The organism is Nocardia amamiensis NBRC 102102 (genome assembly GCF_001612745.1).
In the GTDB taxonomy this organism is placed as follows: Bacteria; Actinomycetota; Actinomycetes; order Mycobacteriales; family Mycobacteriaceae; genus Nocardia; species Nocardia amamiensis.
In genome coordinates this window covers 1-17,066 of record NZ_BDBA01000239.1, presented here as the reverse complement: position 1 = coordinate 17,066, position 17,066 = coordinate 1, and the positions used below count along the sequence as shown (strand labels likewise).

General features: G+C 68.2%; 19 protein-coding genes. 9 read left to right on the top strand and 10 right to left on the bottom strand.

Annotated features, from left to right (window positions below; genetic code table 11):
* Positions 1–67: 67 nt before the first annotated feature.
* The gene (locus NA4_RS32930) at positions 68–1,030 is read right to left on the bottom strand and encodes a metallophosphoesterase (protein WP_067479132.1); all 963 of its coding nucleotides are present in this window, start codon (positions 1,028–1,030) and stop codon (positions 68–70) included.
* A 133-nt stretch (positions 1,031–1,163) separates the two neighbouring features.
* Between NA4_RS32930 and NA4_RS32925 the strand changes: the two genes are divergently transcribed.
* On the top strand, positions 1,164–1,628 hold the full coding sequence (locus NA4_RS32925) for a GatB/YqeY domain-containing protein (RefSeq protein WP_067479130.1): 465 nt from the start codon (positions 1,164–1,166) through the stop codon (positions 1,626–1,628).
* 113 nt (positions 1,629–1,741) lie between these two features.
* Here the strand turns inward: NA4_RS32925 and NA4_RS32920 are convergent, their stop codons facing one another.
* Positions 1,742–4,111 (bottom strand): penicillin-binding protein, encoded by a 2,370-nt coding sequence (locus NA4_RS32920; RefSeq protein ID WP_067479127.1) that lies wholly within the window; start codon positions 4,109–4,111, stop codon positions 1,742–1,744.
* A 367-nt stretch (positions 4,112–4,478) separates the two neighbouring features.
* Here NA4_RS32920 and NA4_RS32915 point away from each other — a divergent pair, with 367 nt between their 5' ends.
* Complete coding sequence (locus NA4_RS32915; RefSeq protein WP_014981178.1) at positions 4,479–4,802, top strand: WhiB family transcriptional regulator; 324 nt, start codon at positions 4,479–4,481, stop codon at positions 4,800–4,802.
* Positions 4,803–4,897: 95 nt separating this feature from the next.
* On the opposite strand, the gene bagB is transcribed toward NA4_RS32915, so the two are convergent.
* The gene (bagB, locus tag NA4_RS32910; protein WP_067479126.1) at positions 4,898–6,037 is read right to left on the bottom strand and encodes an ATPase BagB; all 1,140 of its coding nucleotides are present in this window, start codon (positions 6,035–6,037) and stop codon (positions 4,898–4,900) included.
* A complete protein-coding gene (bagA, locus tag NA4_RS32905) occupies positions 6,034–7,053 on the bottom strand; it encodes an ATPase BagA (protein WP_067479124.1) in 1,020 nt (339 codons plus the stop codon). Before bagA ends, bagB begins: the two co-directional genes overlap by 4 nt.
* A gap of 261 nt (positions 7,054–7,314) precedes the next feature.
* Between bagA and sp36 the strand changes: the two genes are divergently transcribed.
* From sp36 to NA4_RS32895, 3 genes are read left to right on the top strand one after another with little or no spacing between them, the layout of a single operon-like run.
* Positions 7,315–7,479 (top strand): Sp36 family protein, encoded by a 165-nt coding sequence (gene sp36 / locus NA4_RS40945; protein WP_157129445.1) that lies wholly within the window; start codon positions 7,315–7,317, stop codon positions 7,477–7,479.
* Between the two features lie 13 nt (positions 7,480–7,492).
* Positions 7,493–7,951, top strand: a complete 459-nt coding sequence (locus NA4_RS32900) for a RidA family protein (RefSeq protein ID WP_067479122.1) — start codon at positions 7,493–7,495, stop codon at positions 7,949–7,951.
* Between the two features lie 53 nt (positions 7,952–8,004).
* Positions 8,005–8,796: an MBL fold metallo-hydrolase gene (locus NA4_RS32895; RefSeq protein ID WP_067479120.1), complete on the top strand. Its 792-nt coding sequence runs from the start codon at positions 8,005–8,007 to the stop codon at positions 8,794–8,796.
* Positions 8,797–9,038: 242 nt separating this feature from the next.
* Here the strand turns inward: NA4_RS32895 and NA4_RS32890 are convergent, their stop codons facing one another.
* Together NA4_RS32890 and NA4_RS32885 are read right to left on the bottom strand one after the other, a co-directional pair.
* Positions 9,039–9,713 (bottom strand): Crp/Fnr family transcriptional regulator, encoded by a 675-nt coding sequence (locus NA4_RS32890; protein ID WP_039794544.1) that lies wholly within the window; start codon positions 9,711–9,713, stop codon positions 9,039–9,041.
* A 209-nt stretch (positions 9,714–9,922) separates the two neighbouring features.
* Complete coding sequence (locus NA4_RS32885; protein WP_040686056.1) at positions 9,923–10,165, bottom strand: hypothetical protein; 243 nt, start codon at positions 10,163–10,165, stop codon at positions 9,923–9,925.
* Positions 10,166–10,388: 223 nt separating this feature from the next.
* Between NA4_RS32885 and nth the strand changes: the two genes are divergently transcribed.
* From nth to NA4_RS32865, 4 genes are read left to right on the top strand one after another with little or no spacing between them, the layout of a single operon-like run.
* Positions 10,389–11,090 carry an endonuclease III gene (gene nth, locus NA4_RS32880; RefSeq protein WP_067479135.1) on the top strand — a complete coding sequence of 234 codons (702 nt, stop codon included), beginning with the start codon at positions 10,389–10,391 and terminating at the stop codon, positions 11,088–11,090.
* Complete coding sequence (locus NA4_RS32875) at positions 11,087–11,734, top strand: TlpA family protein disulfide reductase (RefSeq protein ID WP_245671696.1); 648 nt, start codon at positions 11,087–11,089, stop codon at positions 11,732–11,734. The genes nth and NA4_RS32875 overlap by 4 nt, the downstream gene beginning before the upstream one ends.
* 55 nt (positions 11,735–11,789) lie before the next feature.
* Positions 11,790–12,506 carry an NUDIX hydrolase gene (locus NA4_RS32870; RefSeq protein WP_067479118.1) on the top strand — a complete coding sequence of 239 codons (717 nt, stop codon included), beginning with the start codon at positions 11,790–11,792 and terminating at the stop codon, positions 12,504–12,506.
* Positions 12,503–13,696, top strand: a complete 1,194-nt coding sequence (locus NA4_RS32865) for a MarP family serine protease (protein ID WP_067479116.1) — start codon at positions 12,503–12,505, stop codon at positions 13,694–13,696. The genes NA4_RS32870 and NA4_RS32865 overlap by 4 nt, the downstream gene beginning before the upstream one ends.
* Positions 13,697–13,869: 173 nt before the next feature.
* Here NA4_RS32865 and NA4_RS32860 read toward each other — a convergent pair whose 3' ends face one another.
* The 4 genes from NA4_RS32860 to NA4_RS32845 form a co-directional block, all read right to left on the bottom strand.
* On the bottom strand, positions 13,870–14,805 hold the full coding sequence (locus NA4_RS32860; protein ID WP_067479114.1) for an alpha/beta fold hydrolase: 936 nt from the start codon (positions 14,803–14,805) through the stop codon (positions 13,870–13,872).
* A gap of 45 nt (positions 14,806–14,850) precedes the next feature.
* Positions 14,851–15,351, bottom strand: coding sequence for a phage holin family protein (locus NA4_RS32855; RefSeq protein WP_067479113.1), 501 nt, complete (start codon positions 15,349–15,351; stop codon positions 14,851–14,853).
* A gap of 115 nt (positions 15,352–15,466) precedes the next feature.
* Positions 15,467–16,687 carry a Na+/H+ antiporter NhaA gene (gene nhaA / locus NA4_RS32850; RefSeq protein ID WP_067479111.1) on the bottom strand — a complete coding sequence of 407 codons (1,221 nt, stop codon included), beginning with the start codon at positions 16,685–16,687 and terminating at the stop codon, positions 15,467–15,469.
* Between the two features lie 167 nt (positions 16,688–16,854).
* Positions 16,855–17,066: AMP-binding enzyme (locus tag NA4_RS32845; protein ID WP_444980049.1), on the bottom strand; the 212-nt coding region annotated here is incomplete at its 5' end.

The following is a 17,066-nucleotide window of genomic DNA, read 5'->3' as shown; positions in this document are numbered from 1 at the left end:
GTGTTCTCGGTTCGCTCGCTGACGCTCGCTCACTGTTTCCCCTACCTGACAGCTCTTGGCAGGGACCTTAGCGGGCGACGGCCTCCGATGCCGACACACCCTGGCCCGTGTCTGCTCCCGGCCGTTTCGGCGGCGCGGCGACCAACGTCAACAGGGTTGCCTCCGGACGGCAGCAGAATCGGTACGGCGCCCATGGCGAGGTACCGACGCCCGCGGAGACGTGCAGCTGAGTGTGCTCGCCCCACTTCGACGGACCCTTCACCCGGGACCGGTCGATTCCGCAGTTGGTGACCAGCGCGCCGTAGCCGGGCAGGCACAGCTGGCCGCCGTGCGTGTGTCCGGCCAGTACCAGGTCGTATCCGTCCTCGGCGAAGCGGTCCAGCACCCGCGGCTCGGGCGAGTGAGTGAGCCCGATCCGCAGGTCGGCCATTGGATTCGGGGCGCCGGCGATGGTGTCGTAACGGTCGCGCTGCAGGTGCGGGTCGTCCACACCGGCGGTGGCGATGCGGATACCGGCCACCTCGAGGTCGCGACGCACGTGCGTCAGGTCGAGCCAGCCGCGCTCGGTGAAGGCCGCGCGCAAGTCCTTCCACGGCAGCGGCGCGCCGAAGGTCCGGCGGTGGTCCTTCTTGAAGTACTTCAGCGGGTTCTTCGCCACCGGCGCGAAGTAGTCATTGCTGCCGAAAACGAAAAGGCCAGGGCGGGAAAGCAGTCCGCCGAGGGCCTGAACCACCGCGGGCACCGACTTCTGGTGCGACAGGTTATCGCCGGTGTTGATCACCAGATCCGGTTCCAGCCGGTCCAGCTCCCGCAACCACTGCTGTTTGAGCTTCTGCCCCGGCGTCATGTGCAGGTCACTGAGATGCAGCACCCGCAGCGACGACGACCCCGGCGCAAGCACTGGCATGGTCGCCTCCCGGAGGATGAAGGCGTTGCGTTCGACCAGCGAGGCGTAGCCGATTCCGGCTACCGCGGCCCCGGCGGCTCCCAGTGCGGTCGTGCGTACAGCAGAGGTCGAGATCACGGGCATTTGCCCAGCATAGGTGACCTCGCTCAGGCGCGCCGAGTGTGTTTCGGCACAAGCGCCCCGTTCGTGCCCGGGAAATCGGACGCCGCGGCAAATGTAGTGTGACCGCCGCGCCGAAGCGGCTACCGTGAGCGGCATGTCGGAACTCAAATCGCAGCTGCGCGCGGACCTGACCGCCGCGATGAAAGCCAAGGACACGCTGCGCCTTTCCACGTTGCGAATGATGCTGTCGGCGATCCAGACCGCCGAGGTCGCGGGCACCGAGGCGCGTGAGCTCACCGACGCCGAGGTCATCGCCGTGCTGCAGAAGGAGTCGAAGAAGCGCAACGAATCGGCCGAGGTCTACACCCAGGCCGGGCGCGGCGAGTTGGCGGCGAACGAGCACGCCGAGGCCCGCATCATCGACGAGTACCTGCCGACCCAGCTGACCGACGCCGAAGTCGCCGATCTCGCCGACACCGCCATCGCGCAAGTCGCCGAGGAAATCGGCGAACGGCCGGGCATGCGCCAGATGGGTCAGGTCATGAAGATCGCCACCGGATTGGCGGCGGGCAAAGCCGACGGCTCGCGCATCTCGGCCGCGGTGAAGGCGCGGCTGTAGCGGTCGAATCCGCGCCGCGACCTCAGGCCAGGAGGCGGTAGCACGGCCACGCAGCGGCGCAAATCGAATACAGAAAGGGGCCGCGAACCAGGTTCGCGGCCCCTTTCGTCTGCTCAGCGGGGGAGCGGAATCGGGATCGGGATCGGTGGCAGCCGCGGCAGTGGCGGCAGCCCCGGTGCTCCCGGCGGCGGTGGCGCCGGACCCGGTGGTGGCGCAGCCCGGACGGTGCCGTCACTGATGTACAGCGTGATCACCGAGCCGGGAATGGCCGAGCCGTTGGGCGCGGTACCCATCACGGTGCCCTTGGGCCGGTCACCGGCGCCGGTCACCGGCGACACCTGGAAGCCCGCGGCGACCAGCGCGGCGGTGGCCTCGGCCTGCGTCTTGCCGACGACGTCGGGCACCTGGGCGTTGTTGGCGCCGCGCACGTACTTGTCGTCCAGCGGCGGCAGTGCGGGCGGCGGGAATAGCGGGATCACCGGTTTGATCGCGTTGAACCAGGTCCGCGCCGGTTCGTTACCGCCGAACAAGTTGCCGTCGCCGCAGTTGCGCAGCGGGAACGAGCAGATCTCGCCGGGCGTCGGGCTGTCGCCGTAGACGTAGGCCGCCGCGGCCAACGCGTTGGTGAAGCCGAGAAAGGCCGAGGAGCGGTGACTCTCGGTGGTACCGGTCTTGCCGGACATCGGGTAGTTCCATTGCACCGACTGGGCCGCGGCCGTCGCGGTGCCCGCGGTGTCGTCCTTGCTCAGCGCGTGGGCGAGGGTGTTCGCCAAGCCCGGCTCGACGACTTGCTCGCACGCCTGCTGGGTCAGCGGCACCTGCTTGCCCTGGCGGTCGATGACCTCCTTGATCGGGTTCGGCGGGCACCACCGGCCGCCGGAGCCCAGCGTCGCGGCGACGTTGGACAGCTCCAGCGGGTTGATCGCGACCGGGCCGAGGGTGAACGAGCCGAGGTTCTGGCCCTTGATCATGTCGGCCAAGCTCTGGTTGCCGTGACCGGAAGAACCCGGTTCGGTGAATGAGCGCATGCCCAGCCGGATCGCCATGTCGACGGTCGGGGTGACGCCGACGGCCTGGATCAGCTTGACGAACGCGGTGTTCGGCGAGGTGGCCAGCGCTTCGGTCACGGACATGGGCGACTTGTACCGGCCCGCGTTCTCCACGCAGTAGGTGGCGGGCGGGCAGCCGCGCGCGCCGCCGTTACCCATGCCTCTGGCTTCGAAGCGGCCTGGCACGTCGAGCTCGGCACTGATGCCGAGGCCCTTCTCCATGGCCGCGGCGGTGGTGAAGATCTTGAAGATCGAGCCGGCGCCGTCGCCGACCATCGAGTACGGCTGCGGCTGCACGGTCTCGCTCGCGTCCCGGTTCAGGCCGTAGGTGCGACTGCTGGCCATCGCGACCACCGGATGCGCGTCCTGCCCTGGCGCGACCACGGACATGACCTCGGCGATGTTGTCGAGGTTCGGGTTGGCCGCGTCGGTCACCGCGCGTTTGACCGAGTCCTGCACGGCGGGATCGAGGGTGGTCCTGATCAGGTAGCCGCCCTTGTCGATCTGCTCGCGGCTGATGCCGGCGTTGGCCAGGTACTGCAGTGCGTAGTCGCAGAAGAAGCCGCGATCGTTGGCGGCGATGCAGCCGCGCGGCAGACCCTTGGGTTCCGGCAGCACGCCCAGCGGCTTGGTCTTGGCCTCGCGGAACTCGTCGGCGCGGCTGGGGATGTTCTGGATCATCGTGTCCAGCACCGTGTTGCGCCGGGCCAGCACGCCGTCGGGGTTGGTGTACGGGTTCAGTTTCGACGAGCTCTGCACCATGCCCGCCAGCATCGCGGCCTGCGACACGTTCAACTCGGCGGCGTCGACGCCGAAGTAGGTCTTCGCGGCGTCTTGCACGCCGTAGGAGGAGTTGCCGAACGGGACGAGGTTCAGGTACCGGGTGAGGATCTCGTCCTTGGTCAGCTCGCGGTCCAGCGTCAGCGCCATCCGGATCTCCCGGATCTTGCGCGCGGGGGTGGTCTCGATGGCGGCACGGCGCTCGGCGTCCGTCTTGGCGACCACGAGCAGCTGGAAGTTCTTCACATATTGCTGGTCCAGCGTCGACGCGCCCTGCTGCACCTCGCCGCTGGTGGTGTTGGTGAGGAACGCGCGCAGCGTGCCCTGCCAGTCGACGCCCTCGTGCTCGGCGAAGCGGCGGTCCTCGATGGACACGATCGCCAACTTCATGTCGTTGGAGATCCGGTCGCTCGGCACCTCGAAGCGGCGTTGCTCGTACAGCCAGGCGATCGGATTGCCCGCCGCGTCGACCATGGTCGAGACTGCGGGCACCGTCCCCTCGACCAGTTCGGCGGAGACGTTGTCGACGGCGTCGGCAGCACGGTTGGAGACGAACCCGAAGCCGCCGGCGAGCGGGAACAACAACCCGGCGACGAGCACGGCGGCCAGCACGCAACTGCCGGCCAGCCGCGCGAGCGTATGTGTGATCGGCACGAAACAAGATTACGGGTTGGGATTCAAGCGTTCCTGGCGGCATTTGTCCGACGCCTGGAACTGGTTGTTCCAGAACTGGAATCGGCGTGTCGCACGATCGCATTCGGCGTGTCGGATGACGGCGCGCGCGAGATCTGCCTGACCGTCCCGTGTACGCCGCCGTTTGCAGGCACGGACGTACCAAAAAATCTCGGGACGGTCTTGCGCAAGCGCCATACCTTTACCTAGATTGAGAACCCAGTGTGATAGAGCTAACACTCAAAGTGGAATGTGGTGCACTTCGCAGTGGGGTTTGGGTGCTGCGTGGTGACAACGCGATTCTGGAGCGCCGTTGACCCGGTGTTCGGACTGCAAAGGGGCACACCAAATGCACATGACAACCCCCATCGCTCGATTGGACGTGGAGCAGGCCGAAGCAAGGATCGCCTGGGTAGCCCAGGCCCGATGCAAGGAAGTGGACCCAGATCAGTTGTTCGTCCGCGGCGCGGCACAGCGCAAAGCGGCGACGATCTGCAGGCACTGCCCGGTGCTCATGCAGTGTGGCGCCGATGCGCTCGACAACCGCGTCGAGTTCGGCGTATGGGGCGGCATGACCGAACGCCAGCGCCGCGCTCTGTTGAAGCAGCATCCGGAGGTGACCTCATGGGCCGATTTCTTCCAGGCCCAGCGCCAGCATCAAGTGGCGATGTAGTCCAAGAGAACCCCGAAACGGAGCCCGCGCAAGCGGGCTCAGTTTCGTTTCTGGGCCAATATTTCCATTCGAGATATAGCGGATACGCCTAAGTATCAGGCGGTCGCCCGCACCGAACGGGTGAGCTGATCGCCCACGGCGCGCAGCGCGTCGAGATCGGATACTTCGAACGGCAGCGCCGTGACCGAGACGATCGGCACCCGCGGGTGCGCGCCCGTGAAGCGATACAGCAGGTGCTGTTCCCGCTTGTCGGTGGCAACGCGGCGGGCGTGCACGCGCAACACCGCCGCGGTGAGGGGGTCGTCCTGCTCGAGCTGGTCGGCGGCGGTGAGCGCGTGGTCGGCCTGCAGCGAGCTGAGCACCGGATGCGTGCGGTTGAGCACCAGCCCCGCCAGCGGCATGCGCTCGGTGGAGAGCCGGTCGACGAAGAACGAAGCTTCCCGCAGCGCGTCCGGTTCCGGCGCGGCGACCACGAGAAAGTGCGTGCCGGGCTTGGACAACATCGCGTAGGTGCGGTCGGCCCGTTCTTGGAAGCCGCCGAACAGCGAGTCCAGGGACTGCAGGAAGTTCGACGCGTCCTTGAGCATCTGTCCGCCGACGATGGTGGACACACCGCGCACCGCCAGGCTCATCGCGCCGGTCACCAACCGGGTCACGCCGCGGCCGGGCGCCATGATCACCCGGATCATGCGGCCGTTGAGGAAGTTGCCGAGTCGCTTAGGGGCGTCCAGGAAATCGAGGGCGTTTCGCGAGGGCGGCGTGTCGACCACGATCAGGTCCCACTCGCCCCGGTGGGCCAGCTGGCCCAGCTTTTCCATCGCCATGTATTCCTGAGTGCCGCCGAAAGAGGACGCTACGGTCTGATAGAAGGGATTGGCGAAAATCTGCTCCGCTTTCTCTGGGCTGGTGTGTTCGAGCACCATGTCGTCGAACGTGCGACGCATGTTGAGCATCATCGCGTGCAGCTCACCCTTCGCCTCCGGGCCGAGGGCCACCCGCTGCGGGGTGTTGTCCAAGTCGGCGACGCCGAGCGACTGGGCCAGCCTGCGCGCGGGGTCGATGGTGAGCACCACGACCTTGCGTCCCTCCTCGGCGGCACGCAGCGCGATGGCGGCGGCGGTGGTCGTCTTGCCGACGCCGCCGGAGCCGCAGCAGACCACTACGCGAGCCGACGGATCGGCGATGATCCGCGAAATGTCCAGCGGGGCAGCCACGGGGTGGGTCGGGGTACTCATCGGACTCCCTGCGCGCTGAGATGTTCGGCTAATTCGTACAGTCCGCCCAGGTCCATCCCGTCCGGGAGAGTGGGCAGATACAGCCGTGAGATGTCGACCTTGGCCAGTTCCTCGGCGCTGTCGTCCTGTGCTTGCAGAGTGGCGGAGTGCTCGACGGTTTCGGTGAGCAGGCCGCGGAAGTCGCCGTCGGGCAAGGTGATCCCCGCGGACATCAGACCAGCGCGAATGGCGTCGCCGTCGAGATCGCCCTGAGCGGCCCTTGCGCGCAGTTCGAGCGGCAGCTCGCCTTCGGTCGCGCGGTTCACGATCACGGTACCGATGCGCAGGTCGGCGGCGGTGAGTTCGGCGACGGCGTCGGCGGTTTCCTGCACCGGTAGCGCTTCCAGCAGGGTGACCAGGTGAACCATCGTCTCGTCGGAGTGCAGCAGCCGCGAAACGCCGTCGGCCTGCGAGGCGATCGGCCCGCCTTTGGCCACCTCGAGCATCGCCTTGGTGACGTCGAGGAAGCTGGCGATGCGACCGGTGGGCGGCGCGTCCACCACGATCTCGTCGTAGACCCGCCGGCCGGACTTGTCCACCCGGACCGCGCATTCCTTGATCTTGCCGGTCAGGATGACGTCGCGCAGACCGGGGGCGATGGTGGTGACGAACTCGATGGCGCCCATTCTGCGCATCGCCCGCCCCGCGAAGCCCAGGTTGTAGAACATGTCGAGGTACTCGAGGAAAGCGTGCTCGATGTCCAGCGCCAGCGCGACCACTTCGCCGCCACCGTCGGCGGTGGCGATCCGTGTCTCGGTCGGCGGCAGCGGCGGCAGATCGAACAGCTGCGCGATCGACTGCCTGCTCTCCACCTCCACCAACAGCACGCGGCGCCCGCCTGCGGCGAGCGCCAGCGCCAGCGCCGCGGCGACGGTCGATTTACCCGTGCCTCCCTTGCCGGAGACGTAGTGCAAGCGGGCCTGCTCGGCGCGCTTCGGCCACCGTGCGTCCGGCCCGGTCTCCGCCGAAAGCGGCACTGCTGTTGGTACTCCCACGATCGCGAGCCTATAACTCATGGCCCGACCCCGGCCGAAGGCTCCTGCTACACCGAGCTCCGGACACCATTGCCGACTCAGACAGCACGCCCACATCAAGTGGTCTGCGTGCACCGTGTCGGTTGGATATCCGCGGCGGGTCCCACTGGGCTGACCTCGTCTTTCGAGCGGAGCGAGACCGAGCATGCCGTGAACACGCAGCGCCGCAGGCGCTGCAAAATTGGACAGAGCTACGCTTCGCACATGAGTGATACGACCCTGTGGGAGTACGCGACCGTGCCATTGCTGACGCACGCGACGAAGCAGATTCTCGACCAGTGGGGCGCCGACGGCTGGGAGCTGGTCAGTGTGCTGCCCGGACCGACCGGTGAACAGCACGTCGCCTATCTCAAGCGGCCCAAGAAGTAGGGCGGGCGGCGCAGTGACTCAGTGGGAGCAGAACCTCGCCGAGCTCGGGCTCACCCTGCCTCCGGTTGTGCCACCGGTCGCGGCCTACATTCCCGCGATCCGGACCGGGTCGCTCGTCTACACCTCCGGCCAGTTGCCATTCGTGGACGGCCGGTTGTCCGCGGTCGGCAAGGTCGGAGCCGAGGTGTCGATCGAGGAGGCCAAGGAGGCCGCCCGGTTGTGCGCGCTGAACGCGCTGGCCGCGGTGCACGACCTGGTCGGGCTGGACGCGGTGGTGCGTATCGTGAAGGTCGTCGGATTCGTCGCCTCCGCACCGGGATTCGGCGACCAGCCGGTGGTGATCAACGGCGCGTCGGAATTCCTCGGCCAGGTCTTCGGTGACGCGGGCAAGCACGCGCGTTCGGCCGTCGGCGTCTCCGAGCTGCCCAAGAACACCCCGGTCGAGGTCGAACTGATCGCCGAGGTGCGCTGAGGCGTACGCCCATCGAGCCGGATTTTCCGGCGCCGTTCTATCCGAGGTTTGCGATGACGTTGACACACCCCGCCTACGGGCAGCTACGGCAGGTCACCGAGACAGCGTCGGTGCTGCTGGCGGACAATCCGGGCCCGATGACGCTGGAGGGAACCAACACCTGGATTCTGCGGGCGCCGGGGCGGTCGGACTGTGTGGTGATCGATCCGGGGCCGAAGGACGAGGTGCACAGCGCCGCGATCGCCGAGGCCACCGGAGGCGAGATCGCCCTCACCGTGATCACCCACCGCCATCATGACCACACCGGCGGCATCGATCGGCTCACCGAATTGACCGGGACCGCGGTGCGGGCGAAGGACCCCGGTTTTCTGCGCGGCTCGGACGCGCCGCTGTCCGACGGCGAGGTGATCGAGGCCGCAGGCCTGCGGATCACCGTGCTGGACACGCCCGGCCACACCGCCGACTCGGTGAGTTTCGTCCTCGACGACGCGGTACTGACCGGGGACACCATCCTCGGCGCTGGCACCACCGTGCTGGATTCCAGCGACGGCACGCTGGCCGACTACCTGGCGTCGCTGGACCGCCTGGTCGAGGCGGGCCGGGGCAAGGCATTGCTGCCCGCGCACGGCCCGGATCATCCGGACCTGGAGCCGGTCGCGCGGTACTACATCGCCCATCGGCACGAGCGCCTCGACCAAGTGCGGGAGGCATTGCGCGTGCTCGGCCCGGACGCTGAGGCGCTGGCGGTGGTGCAGCAGGTGTACACCGACGTGGACAAGCGGCTGTGGCCGGCCGCGCACAGCTCGGTGCAGGCGCAGTTGGATTATCTGCGGGTGCACGGCTAGCGGCTGCCTCGAGCCTTCCCTCGGCCCGGCACATGAGCGGCTGCCTCGAGCCTTCCCTCGGCCCGGTGCATGACGGGGCTGCTTCGCCTTCGCTCAGCCCGCGCACAAGATGCCGCCTCGAGCGTGCGCTCGGCCCGGCGCGAGCGGATGACGGAATCTCCGGCTGCGGCGCTTCGCGGGGAACGACAACCCGCCGGGTTCAGTGGAGCGCTGAACCCGGCGGGTCGTATGACGTTCGTGCGTTACCGGGCGCGGCGGGCGAGACGCTCGGAGTCGGAGATGAGCACGCTCTTGCCCTCCAGCCGCAGCCAGCCGCGATGCGCGAAGTCGGCGAGCGCCTTGTTGACGGTCTCGCGGGAGGCGCCGACCAGCTGGGCGATCTCTTCCTGGGTCAGGTCGTGGGTGACCCGCAGGGCGCCCGCCTCCTGGGTGCCGAACCGCTGCGCGAGCTGCAGCAGGGCCTTGGCCACCCGGCCGGGAACGTCGGTGAAGATCAGGTCGGCCAGGTTGTTGTTGGTCCGGCGCAAGCGGCGGGCGAGCACGCGGAGCAACTGCTCGGCGATTTCGGGTCGCTGGTCGATCCAGGTTTTGAGGGCGTCGCGGTCCATCGTCACCGCGCGCACCTCGGTCACCGTGGTGGCGGTGGAGGTACGCGGGCCGGGGTCGAAGATCGACAGCTCGCCGAACATGTCGGACGGGCCCATGATGGTCAGCAGGTTCTCACGGCCATCGGGCGAACGACGGCCGATCTTCACCTTGCCGGACGTGATGATGTACAGCCGGTCGCCCGGCTCACCCTCGTTGAAAATGACGTGGCCGCGCGGGAAATCCACCGGCTGAAGTTGCTTGGCGAGGGCGGCCACCGCAGTGGGCTCGACGCCCTGGAAGATGCCTGCTCTGGCGAGGGCCTCGTCCACGAATGTGCTCCTTATGGGAAATGGCTCTGTACCGGACCGAAGCGACTCGGCCAACAGCGCAGTCTACGCGGCGTGGTGGCAGCGTAGTGATGGACACCACGTAACGAGTGGATTGCGTGGTGCAGCGCAGAACCGTACCAGTGTGATCAGAGACGCCCGCGAGCGCCTTCGGAGTTACCGGATCCGGGACATCTGCAGCTGCCGCCGCCTCAACTCGCGCGAGCCACGTCCAGTTCCTCGCCGCGGGAGCGGCGCCTGCGCATCCGTGCCACGGCGGCGGGCAGACCGAGCTTCGTCAGCTCCTTCACTTCGGCGTTGCTTGCTTTGTCCAGGTACTGCTGAACCTCTTCGTCGGGTTCGAGAAGCTTGCGGAGCCGGTTCTCGACCCGCTCCATACCCAGTGCGAACAGCATCAACACCACTGGGAAGAGCACCACAGCGAGTCCTTGCATGACGAGCAGTAAACACGGTCCAGGTCTCAGATGGAACACGGCAACTGAACTGGAAGGGCAACGTTGGTCGGCGGTTCCGTATGGTGGACGCGTGCGCGTCTCCCCCTCCGTCTCCGCCGGGAACGGCCTTTCGTCCGCCTCCGAGCCCACCGAAGCACAGTCGGGCGCCGCCGCGGCTCCGAAACGGAGAACCAGGGCGCGACAGGCGGAAACCCGGCTCGGGCTGGTCCGGAGGGCGCGCCGGATGAACCGGGAACTCGCGGTCGCCTTTCCCGATGCGCACTGCGAGCTCGACTTCACCACACCGCTCGAATTGGCGGTCGCGACAATACTTTCCGCACAGTGCACCGACGAGCGCGTGAATCTCACCACGCCCGCGGTGTTCGCTCGCTACCCGGACGCCCGCGCATATGCCGAGGCCAACCGCGCGGAGCTGGAGGAATACCTCCGGCCGACCGGGTTCTTCCGGAACAAGGCCGCCGCGCTGATCGGTCTCGGACAGGCTTTGCTCGAGCATCACGACGGTGAATTGCCTCACACCCTGACCGACCTGGTCCGGTTGCCGGGCATCGGGCGCAAAACCGCCAATGTCATCCTCGGTAACGCGTTCGGCGTCCCTGGCATCACCGTCGACACCCACTTCGGCCGTCTGGTGCGCCGCTGGGGATGGACCGGCGAGGAGGATCCGGTGAAGGTCGAGCATGCCGTCGGCGCGCTGATCGAGCGCAAGGACTGGACGATGCTCTCGCACCGGGTGATCTTCCACGGCCGGCGCGTGTGCCACGCCCGCAAGCCGGCGTGCGGCGCGTGCATCCTGGCCAAGGACTGCCCGTCCTTCGGGGCGGGGCCGACCGAGCCGGAGGCCGCGGCCAAGCTGGTGAAGGGACCGGAGCGGGAGCATCTGCTCGAGCTGGTGGGCCGGTGAGTTCGGAGCCCTCGGGCCGAAGCAGTGCGGGGCATGCGTGGCGTTGGGCACTTGCCGGACTGATTGCGGTGGTGGCGCTGGCTGTCGCGGTGTGGCCGCGCGGGGACGACGCCGAGACGCCCACGCCGCAGTCGACCCGGATCACCTCCGGCGTATCCGGCGAACTGCGCGCCGCGGCGGGTCTCGCCGACTGCCCGGCTACCGCCACCACGGGGAACGGTCCGCTGGCCGGGATAACGTTGGCATGCCTGGCAGATGGCAAACCGGTCGGCTTGGCCGCCGCGCTGGCGGGCAAGCCCGCCCTGCTGAACCTGTGGGCCTACTGGTGCGCACCATGCGCCCAGGAGTTGCCGTATTTGCAGCAATACGCACAACGAGCTGGGAACGCGATTACCGTGCTGACCGTGCACAGCGACCCTGATGAAGCCAAGGCACTGGCCAGGCTGGCCGGACTGGACGTGAAGCTGCCCGGCGTGCTCGACGCGGACGCGCGGGTGCGCACGGCCGCAGGAGCCCCGGCGGTGTTGCCGGTCTCGGTGCTGGTGCGGGCCGATGGCTCGGTCGCCGATGTCGTCGTCCGGGCGTTCGAAGGGGTCGATGACATTGCGAACACCGTCGCGCGCGAACTCGGAGTGGCCGCATGACGATGCGTGACGGTGCGGGTGTTCGGCTTGTTCGGCGGGTGCGGGGAGGGGTGCGATGACCATCGAGATACCGCAGGACATTCCGAAATGGCTGCTCAGATCCGCCGAGCCGGCTGACGACTCCGCCGACACGTTGACCAAGGCGCGTGCCCTGCGCCGGGCCTTGACCTTGGCCTCGCCCCCGCGCCAAGCCGCGGTGCTCGTGCTGTTCGGCGGCTCGCCCGACGCGGACCCGCAGGCGCCGGGCGGATTGCCCGCCGACGCGGAAGTACTGCTCACCCAGCGCGCCTCCACCATGCGTCAGCATCGCGGTCAGGTCGCGTTTCCCGGCGGTGCGGTGGACCCGGGCGATGCCGGGCCGATCGACACGGCTCTACGCGAGGCCTGTGAGGAGACCGGGCTGGACCGATCGGGTGTGGAACCGTTCGCGGTGCTGCCGAAACTCTTCGTGCCGCCGTCCCGGTTCGACGTCACGCCGGTGATCGCGTACTGGCGCATGCCGGGCGCGGTGCGGGTCGTGAACGAGAGCGAGACCGAGCGCGTGGTGCGCGTTCCGCTCGTCCACCTGCTCGATCCGGCGAACCGTTTTGTGGTCCGCAGCACTCTCGGCTACCAGAGTCCTGCGTTCCAGGTGGACGGAATGCTGGTCTGGGGGTTGACCGGCGGCATCCTCGCCGGGATCAGCAAAGCCTGCGGCTGGGATCGCGAGTGGGACCACGAGGACGTTCGTGAGTTGGAAACCGCACTCGCCGCTGTGGGGATGACCTTATGAGTTCGTCGGCCTGGCTCGACATCGCCGTCGTGCTGCTCGCCTTGCTCGCCGCCTCCTCGGGATGGCGGCAGGGGGCGGTGGCCTCCGCGCTGGCCTTCCTCGGTGTGGTGCTCGGTGCCGTCGCGGGCATCTTGATCGCGCCGCACATCCTGGTGCACGTCGACGAGGGCCGGACCAGAGTCCTGACCGGCGTGCTGCTCATCGTGGTGCTGGTGATCGTCGGCGAGGTCGCGGGCATGGTGCTCGGCCGCGCCGCCCGCAGCGGTATGCGCCATCCGTTCACGCGCAGCGTGGACAGCGTGGTCGGCGCGGGGTTGCAGGCGGTCGCCGTGCTGGTCACGGCGTGGCTGCTGGCATTGCCGCTGGCCACCTCGTCGCAGCCGGCCATCGCGACGGCGATCAACGGCTCGCGGGTACTGGCCGACGTCAACGGCATCGCGCCGAACTGGCTGCGCCGGCTGCCCAACGAGTTCTCCAAACTGCTCAACACCTCGGGCCTGCCGGACGTGATCGGACCGTTCGGACGGGCGCCCATCGCGGCCGTCGAACCGCCCGATCCGAGCGTGCTCGCCAGCCCCGTCGCCGCGTCCCTGCAGCAGAGTGTGCTGCGTATTCGCGGCGTGGCGCCGAGTTGCCAGCGGGCGCTGGAAGGCTCTGGTTTCGTGATCGCGCCGGAACGCGTGATGACCAACGCCCATGTCGTCGCGGGCACCACGAGCGTCTCGGTGGACACGCCGCGCGGTCCATTGGACGCGAATGTGGTCCTGTTCGACCCGTCGAAGGACGTCGCGGTACTCGCGGTGCCCGGGCTGATCGCTCCGGTGGTCCCGCGCGCGCCCGTGCCCGCACGCTCGGGCAACAGCGCCATCGTGCTCGGTTACCCGGGCGGCGGCCCGTACACCGCGAGCGCGGCCAGGGTCCGGGAGACGCTGGATCTGACCGGCCCCACGATCTACCGCAACGGCACCGTCGAACGCGAGGTCTACACCGTTCGCGGTCAGGTCAGGGCGGGCAATTCCGGTGGACCGCTGGTGGATACCGGAGGACAGGTGCTCGGCGTGGTCTTCGGCGCGGCGGTCACCGACGACGACACCGGCTACGTCCTCACCCTCGCCGAGGTCCGCGCTCAGCTGGATGCGGCGGCAGGGGCCGACATCGCGGTGGACACCGGAGCCTGCGTCCTCAGCTGATTCGAGCGGAAATACGGGCGTGTGGCCGGGCAAGCGGCCGCCTCCACTCGGCTGCGCACGCGGGCTACGTACGGCTTTTGGTCCGGCGGCGCCCTCGAGGTGGCTCGCCTAGGCTTCGCTGGCCCAAGCGCGGGACCGCGGTGGCGTCGACCGGGCCGGCGTTCGGTGCGGGTTCAGGCGAGGAGTTTGGCCAGCTCGGTCGTGACGGCGTCGGGGTTCTCCTGATGGGCGAAGTGCCCGGCCGCGGGGATAGCGACCAGACGCCGTTCCGGCGAGAGGTACTGGGCGCGACGGAACGTTCCCGGCAGCAGGTAAGGGTCGAGGTCGCCGCGCATGGTGAGGACCGGGATGTGGATCGGTTCGCGCATGGTCGCCATGAATCGGCGGCCGTCCGGACGCCACTGGCTGCGGAAGGCCCAGCGCTGGTATTCCAACGCGCAGTGCGCGGCGCCGGGGATCTGGATGGCCGAGCGCATCCGCCGGGCGGTGTCGACGAATTCGGCGGTGCCCGCCCAGCCCGCGCTCACCCGTTGCCGCAGCAGCCGTTCCACCTCGAAGCCGTCACCGGTGGTCAGCAAGTGCTCGCCGTAACGGGGGAGCTGGTAGCGCAGGAAATTGGGCAGCCAGGTCGCGCGCTGGCGCCGGTTGCGCAGCACGGCGCTTTTCAGCGCTGCCGGATGCGGTGAGCTGACCAGCGCGATCGAGCGAACCAGCCGCGGGTGCAGCACCGCGGTGGTCCAGCAGACCAGTCCGCCGTCGGCGTGCCCGACCAGTGTGGCCTCGGTGTAGCCGAGGGCGCGGATGAGCCCGGCGACGTCACCGGCCAGCGTCCAGCCGTCGTACCCGCGCGGCGGCTTGTCGCTGTCGCCGTAGCCGCGCAGATCGACGGCCACGGTGCGATAGCCGAGCTCGGCCAGTCCGGTCAGCTGATGCCGCCATGACCACCAGAAATCCGCGAATCCGTGCAGCAGCACGACCAGCGGGGCGTCGGACCGCTCCGGCGCCGCCTCCACGACGTGGAATCGAATGCCGTTGGCATGAACGTCCCGATGTGTCCACGGTCCGTCGTAACGGACGCTGGACGGATCCGGAAGGAAGTTCGCCGACACGCCGATCGAGCCTAGTAGTCGCGGCACCGGCTCGCGAACGCGCGCCTAGGAAGTCCGCTTCTCCAGGGCGGGATGGTCCTCGGGCCCGCCGAGCGCGTGCGGCAGCACCGTACGCGCTTGCTTGAGCGAGTCGATCGTCTTCTCCGGCGCACGCAGCTTCATCACCCGCCGGTAGCCCAGGAACCCGAGCACCGCGGTCGCCAAGATCATGAGCCCGAAGACGATCAGGAAGGCCGCCCAGCGCGCCAGCCACACGTCGAGCAGTTCGCCGAGGAAGAAGAAAAAGAAGAAGGTGCTGAACAGCAGCACGGTCAGCGCCAGGATGAAGTAGACGCTGCCCTGCAGGCCCTTCTTGATCTCGCCGGTGACCTCGGCCTTGGCCAGTTCCACCTCGGCCCGGACCAGGGTCGACATCTGCTCGGCGGCGTCGCGAACCAAGGTCCCGAAACTTGCGGAGCCGAGTGGATCGGCGTCTGTGAGGGGGATGGAGGTCACCGTACGACCGCGTTGCGCGTCGTTCCCGTTGCCGCCGTGGTTGAAACTCACTTGGTCGACCCTTCTCCCTATCCGGGCACTGCTTCGGCCCCGTTCGCCGCGGTGCTCCCGATGCCCTCCACCGGTCACGCAGGCTACCGCTTCCGGGCACGTCGCTCGCGCCGCCTTACTCTTCACGTTCTAGCGCACGGGCGTCCCGCCGCGCTTGGTGGACACGCCCGCGCCGCAACAGTAGCGCCGAACCGGCGAGCGACGCCGCCATTGATGCGACCAACACAGCGGTCTTCGCCAATTCGACGGAGGAACCGCCCGCGACGTCGGCGAGCGCGAGTTCCGCCACGAGAAGGCTAACGGTGAAGCCGATTCCGCCGAGCACCGCCAGGGCGACCATGTCCCGCCAGCCGAGTTCGCTCGGACGGGAGGCGATGCCGAGTCGGATCGCCACCCAGCTCATCCCGAAGATCCCGAGCGGCTTGCCCAGCACGAGACCGAGAATCACCGCGAGGGCGAGCCTGTCGCTGAACAGCTCACCGAAAACGTTGGTGTTCAAGGGAACTCCGGCTGCGAAGAGCGCGAACAACGGAACGCATACGCCGGCGGAGACCGGTTGGAACAAGTGCTCGAGTCGCGTGGCCGGCGCCTGCTCCTCGTCGGGGTCGGGACGCACCCTGGTGAGCAGACCGAGCGCGATACCAGCGATGGTGGGGTGGATACCCGCCTCGTGCAATGCGTACCAGGACACCAGCGCCAGCGGGACATAGAGCAACGGCGTGCCGATCCGTTTGTGCTGTGCCAGCGCCCATGCGGCGAAGCACCCGGCCGCGGCGAGCAGCCACAGCAGCGACACCGTTGTGGTGAACAGGACCGCGATCAGGACGATCGCCATCAAGTCGTCGACCACCGCCAGACTGAGCAGGAAAACGCGTGCGCCCGCGGGGATACGCGAGCCGGTCAACGCGAGCACGGCCAGCGCGAACGCGATATCGGTGGCGACCGGAATGGCCCAGGCCCGGTCCATGCCGGGGACGCCGAACCCCACCACAGCCGCGATCAGCGCCGGGACCACCACACCACCGATCGCCGCGATCACCGGTAATGTGGCGCGCTTGCGGTCGGCGAGTTCGCCGACCACGAGTTCCCGTTTGAGCTCCAGACCGGCGACGAAGAAGAACACCGCGAGCAGGCCGTCTTTGGTCCAGTCGGCGAGGGTGAGTTCGAGATGTAGCGGCGGGATCGCGACGACTGTCTCGGTCATCGTCTGATAGCTCGCGCCCCACGGCGAGTTCACCCACAGCAACGCTATTGCCGCCGCGATCAGAAGGAGTGCGCCACCGACAGTTTCGGTGCGTAGATAGCGGGATAGCTCCGAGCGCACCTGTGGGATCACGGGAAACCTTTCTGGCGATGGTCAGGGCTGAATGGACGCGGTGACCACCGACGTCGGCGTACGGTGCGCGTCCGTTTGCCGACCAGACTTCCCGGCACTCCTTACGCAATTCTAACGGGTGCGGCCGGTGGCGAAGTCCGCCACCGGCCGCACCTGTGCTGTCCCGGTCAGCCCTTGCCTGCTCGGATCGACTCGAAGACGCCCGGGTCGACGAGGGTGGAGGTGTCGCCGAGTTCGCGTCCTTCGGCGATGTCGCGTAGCAGGCGGCGCATGATCTTGCCGGAGCGGGTTTTGGGGAGTTCGGGTACCACGTGGATCTCCCGGGGCCGGGCGATGGGGCTGATCTCGCGGGATACTTCGGCTTTCAGTTCGTTCACCA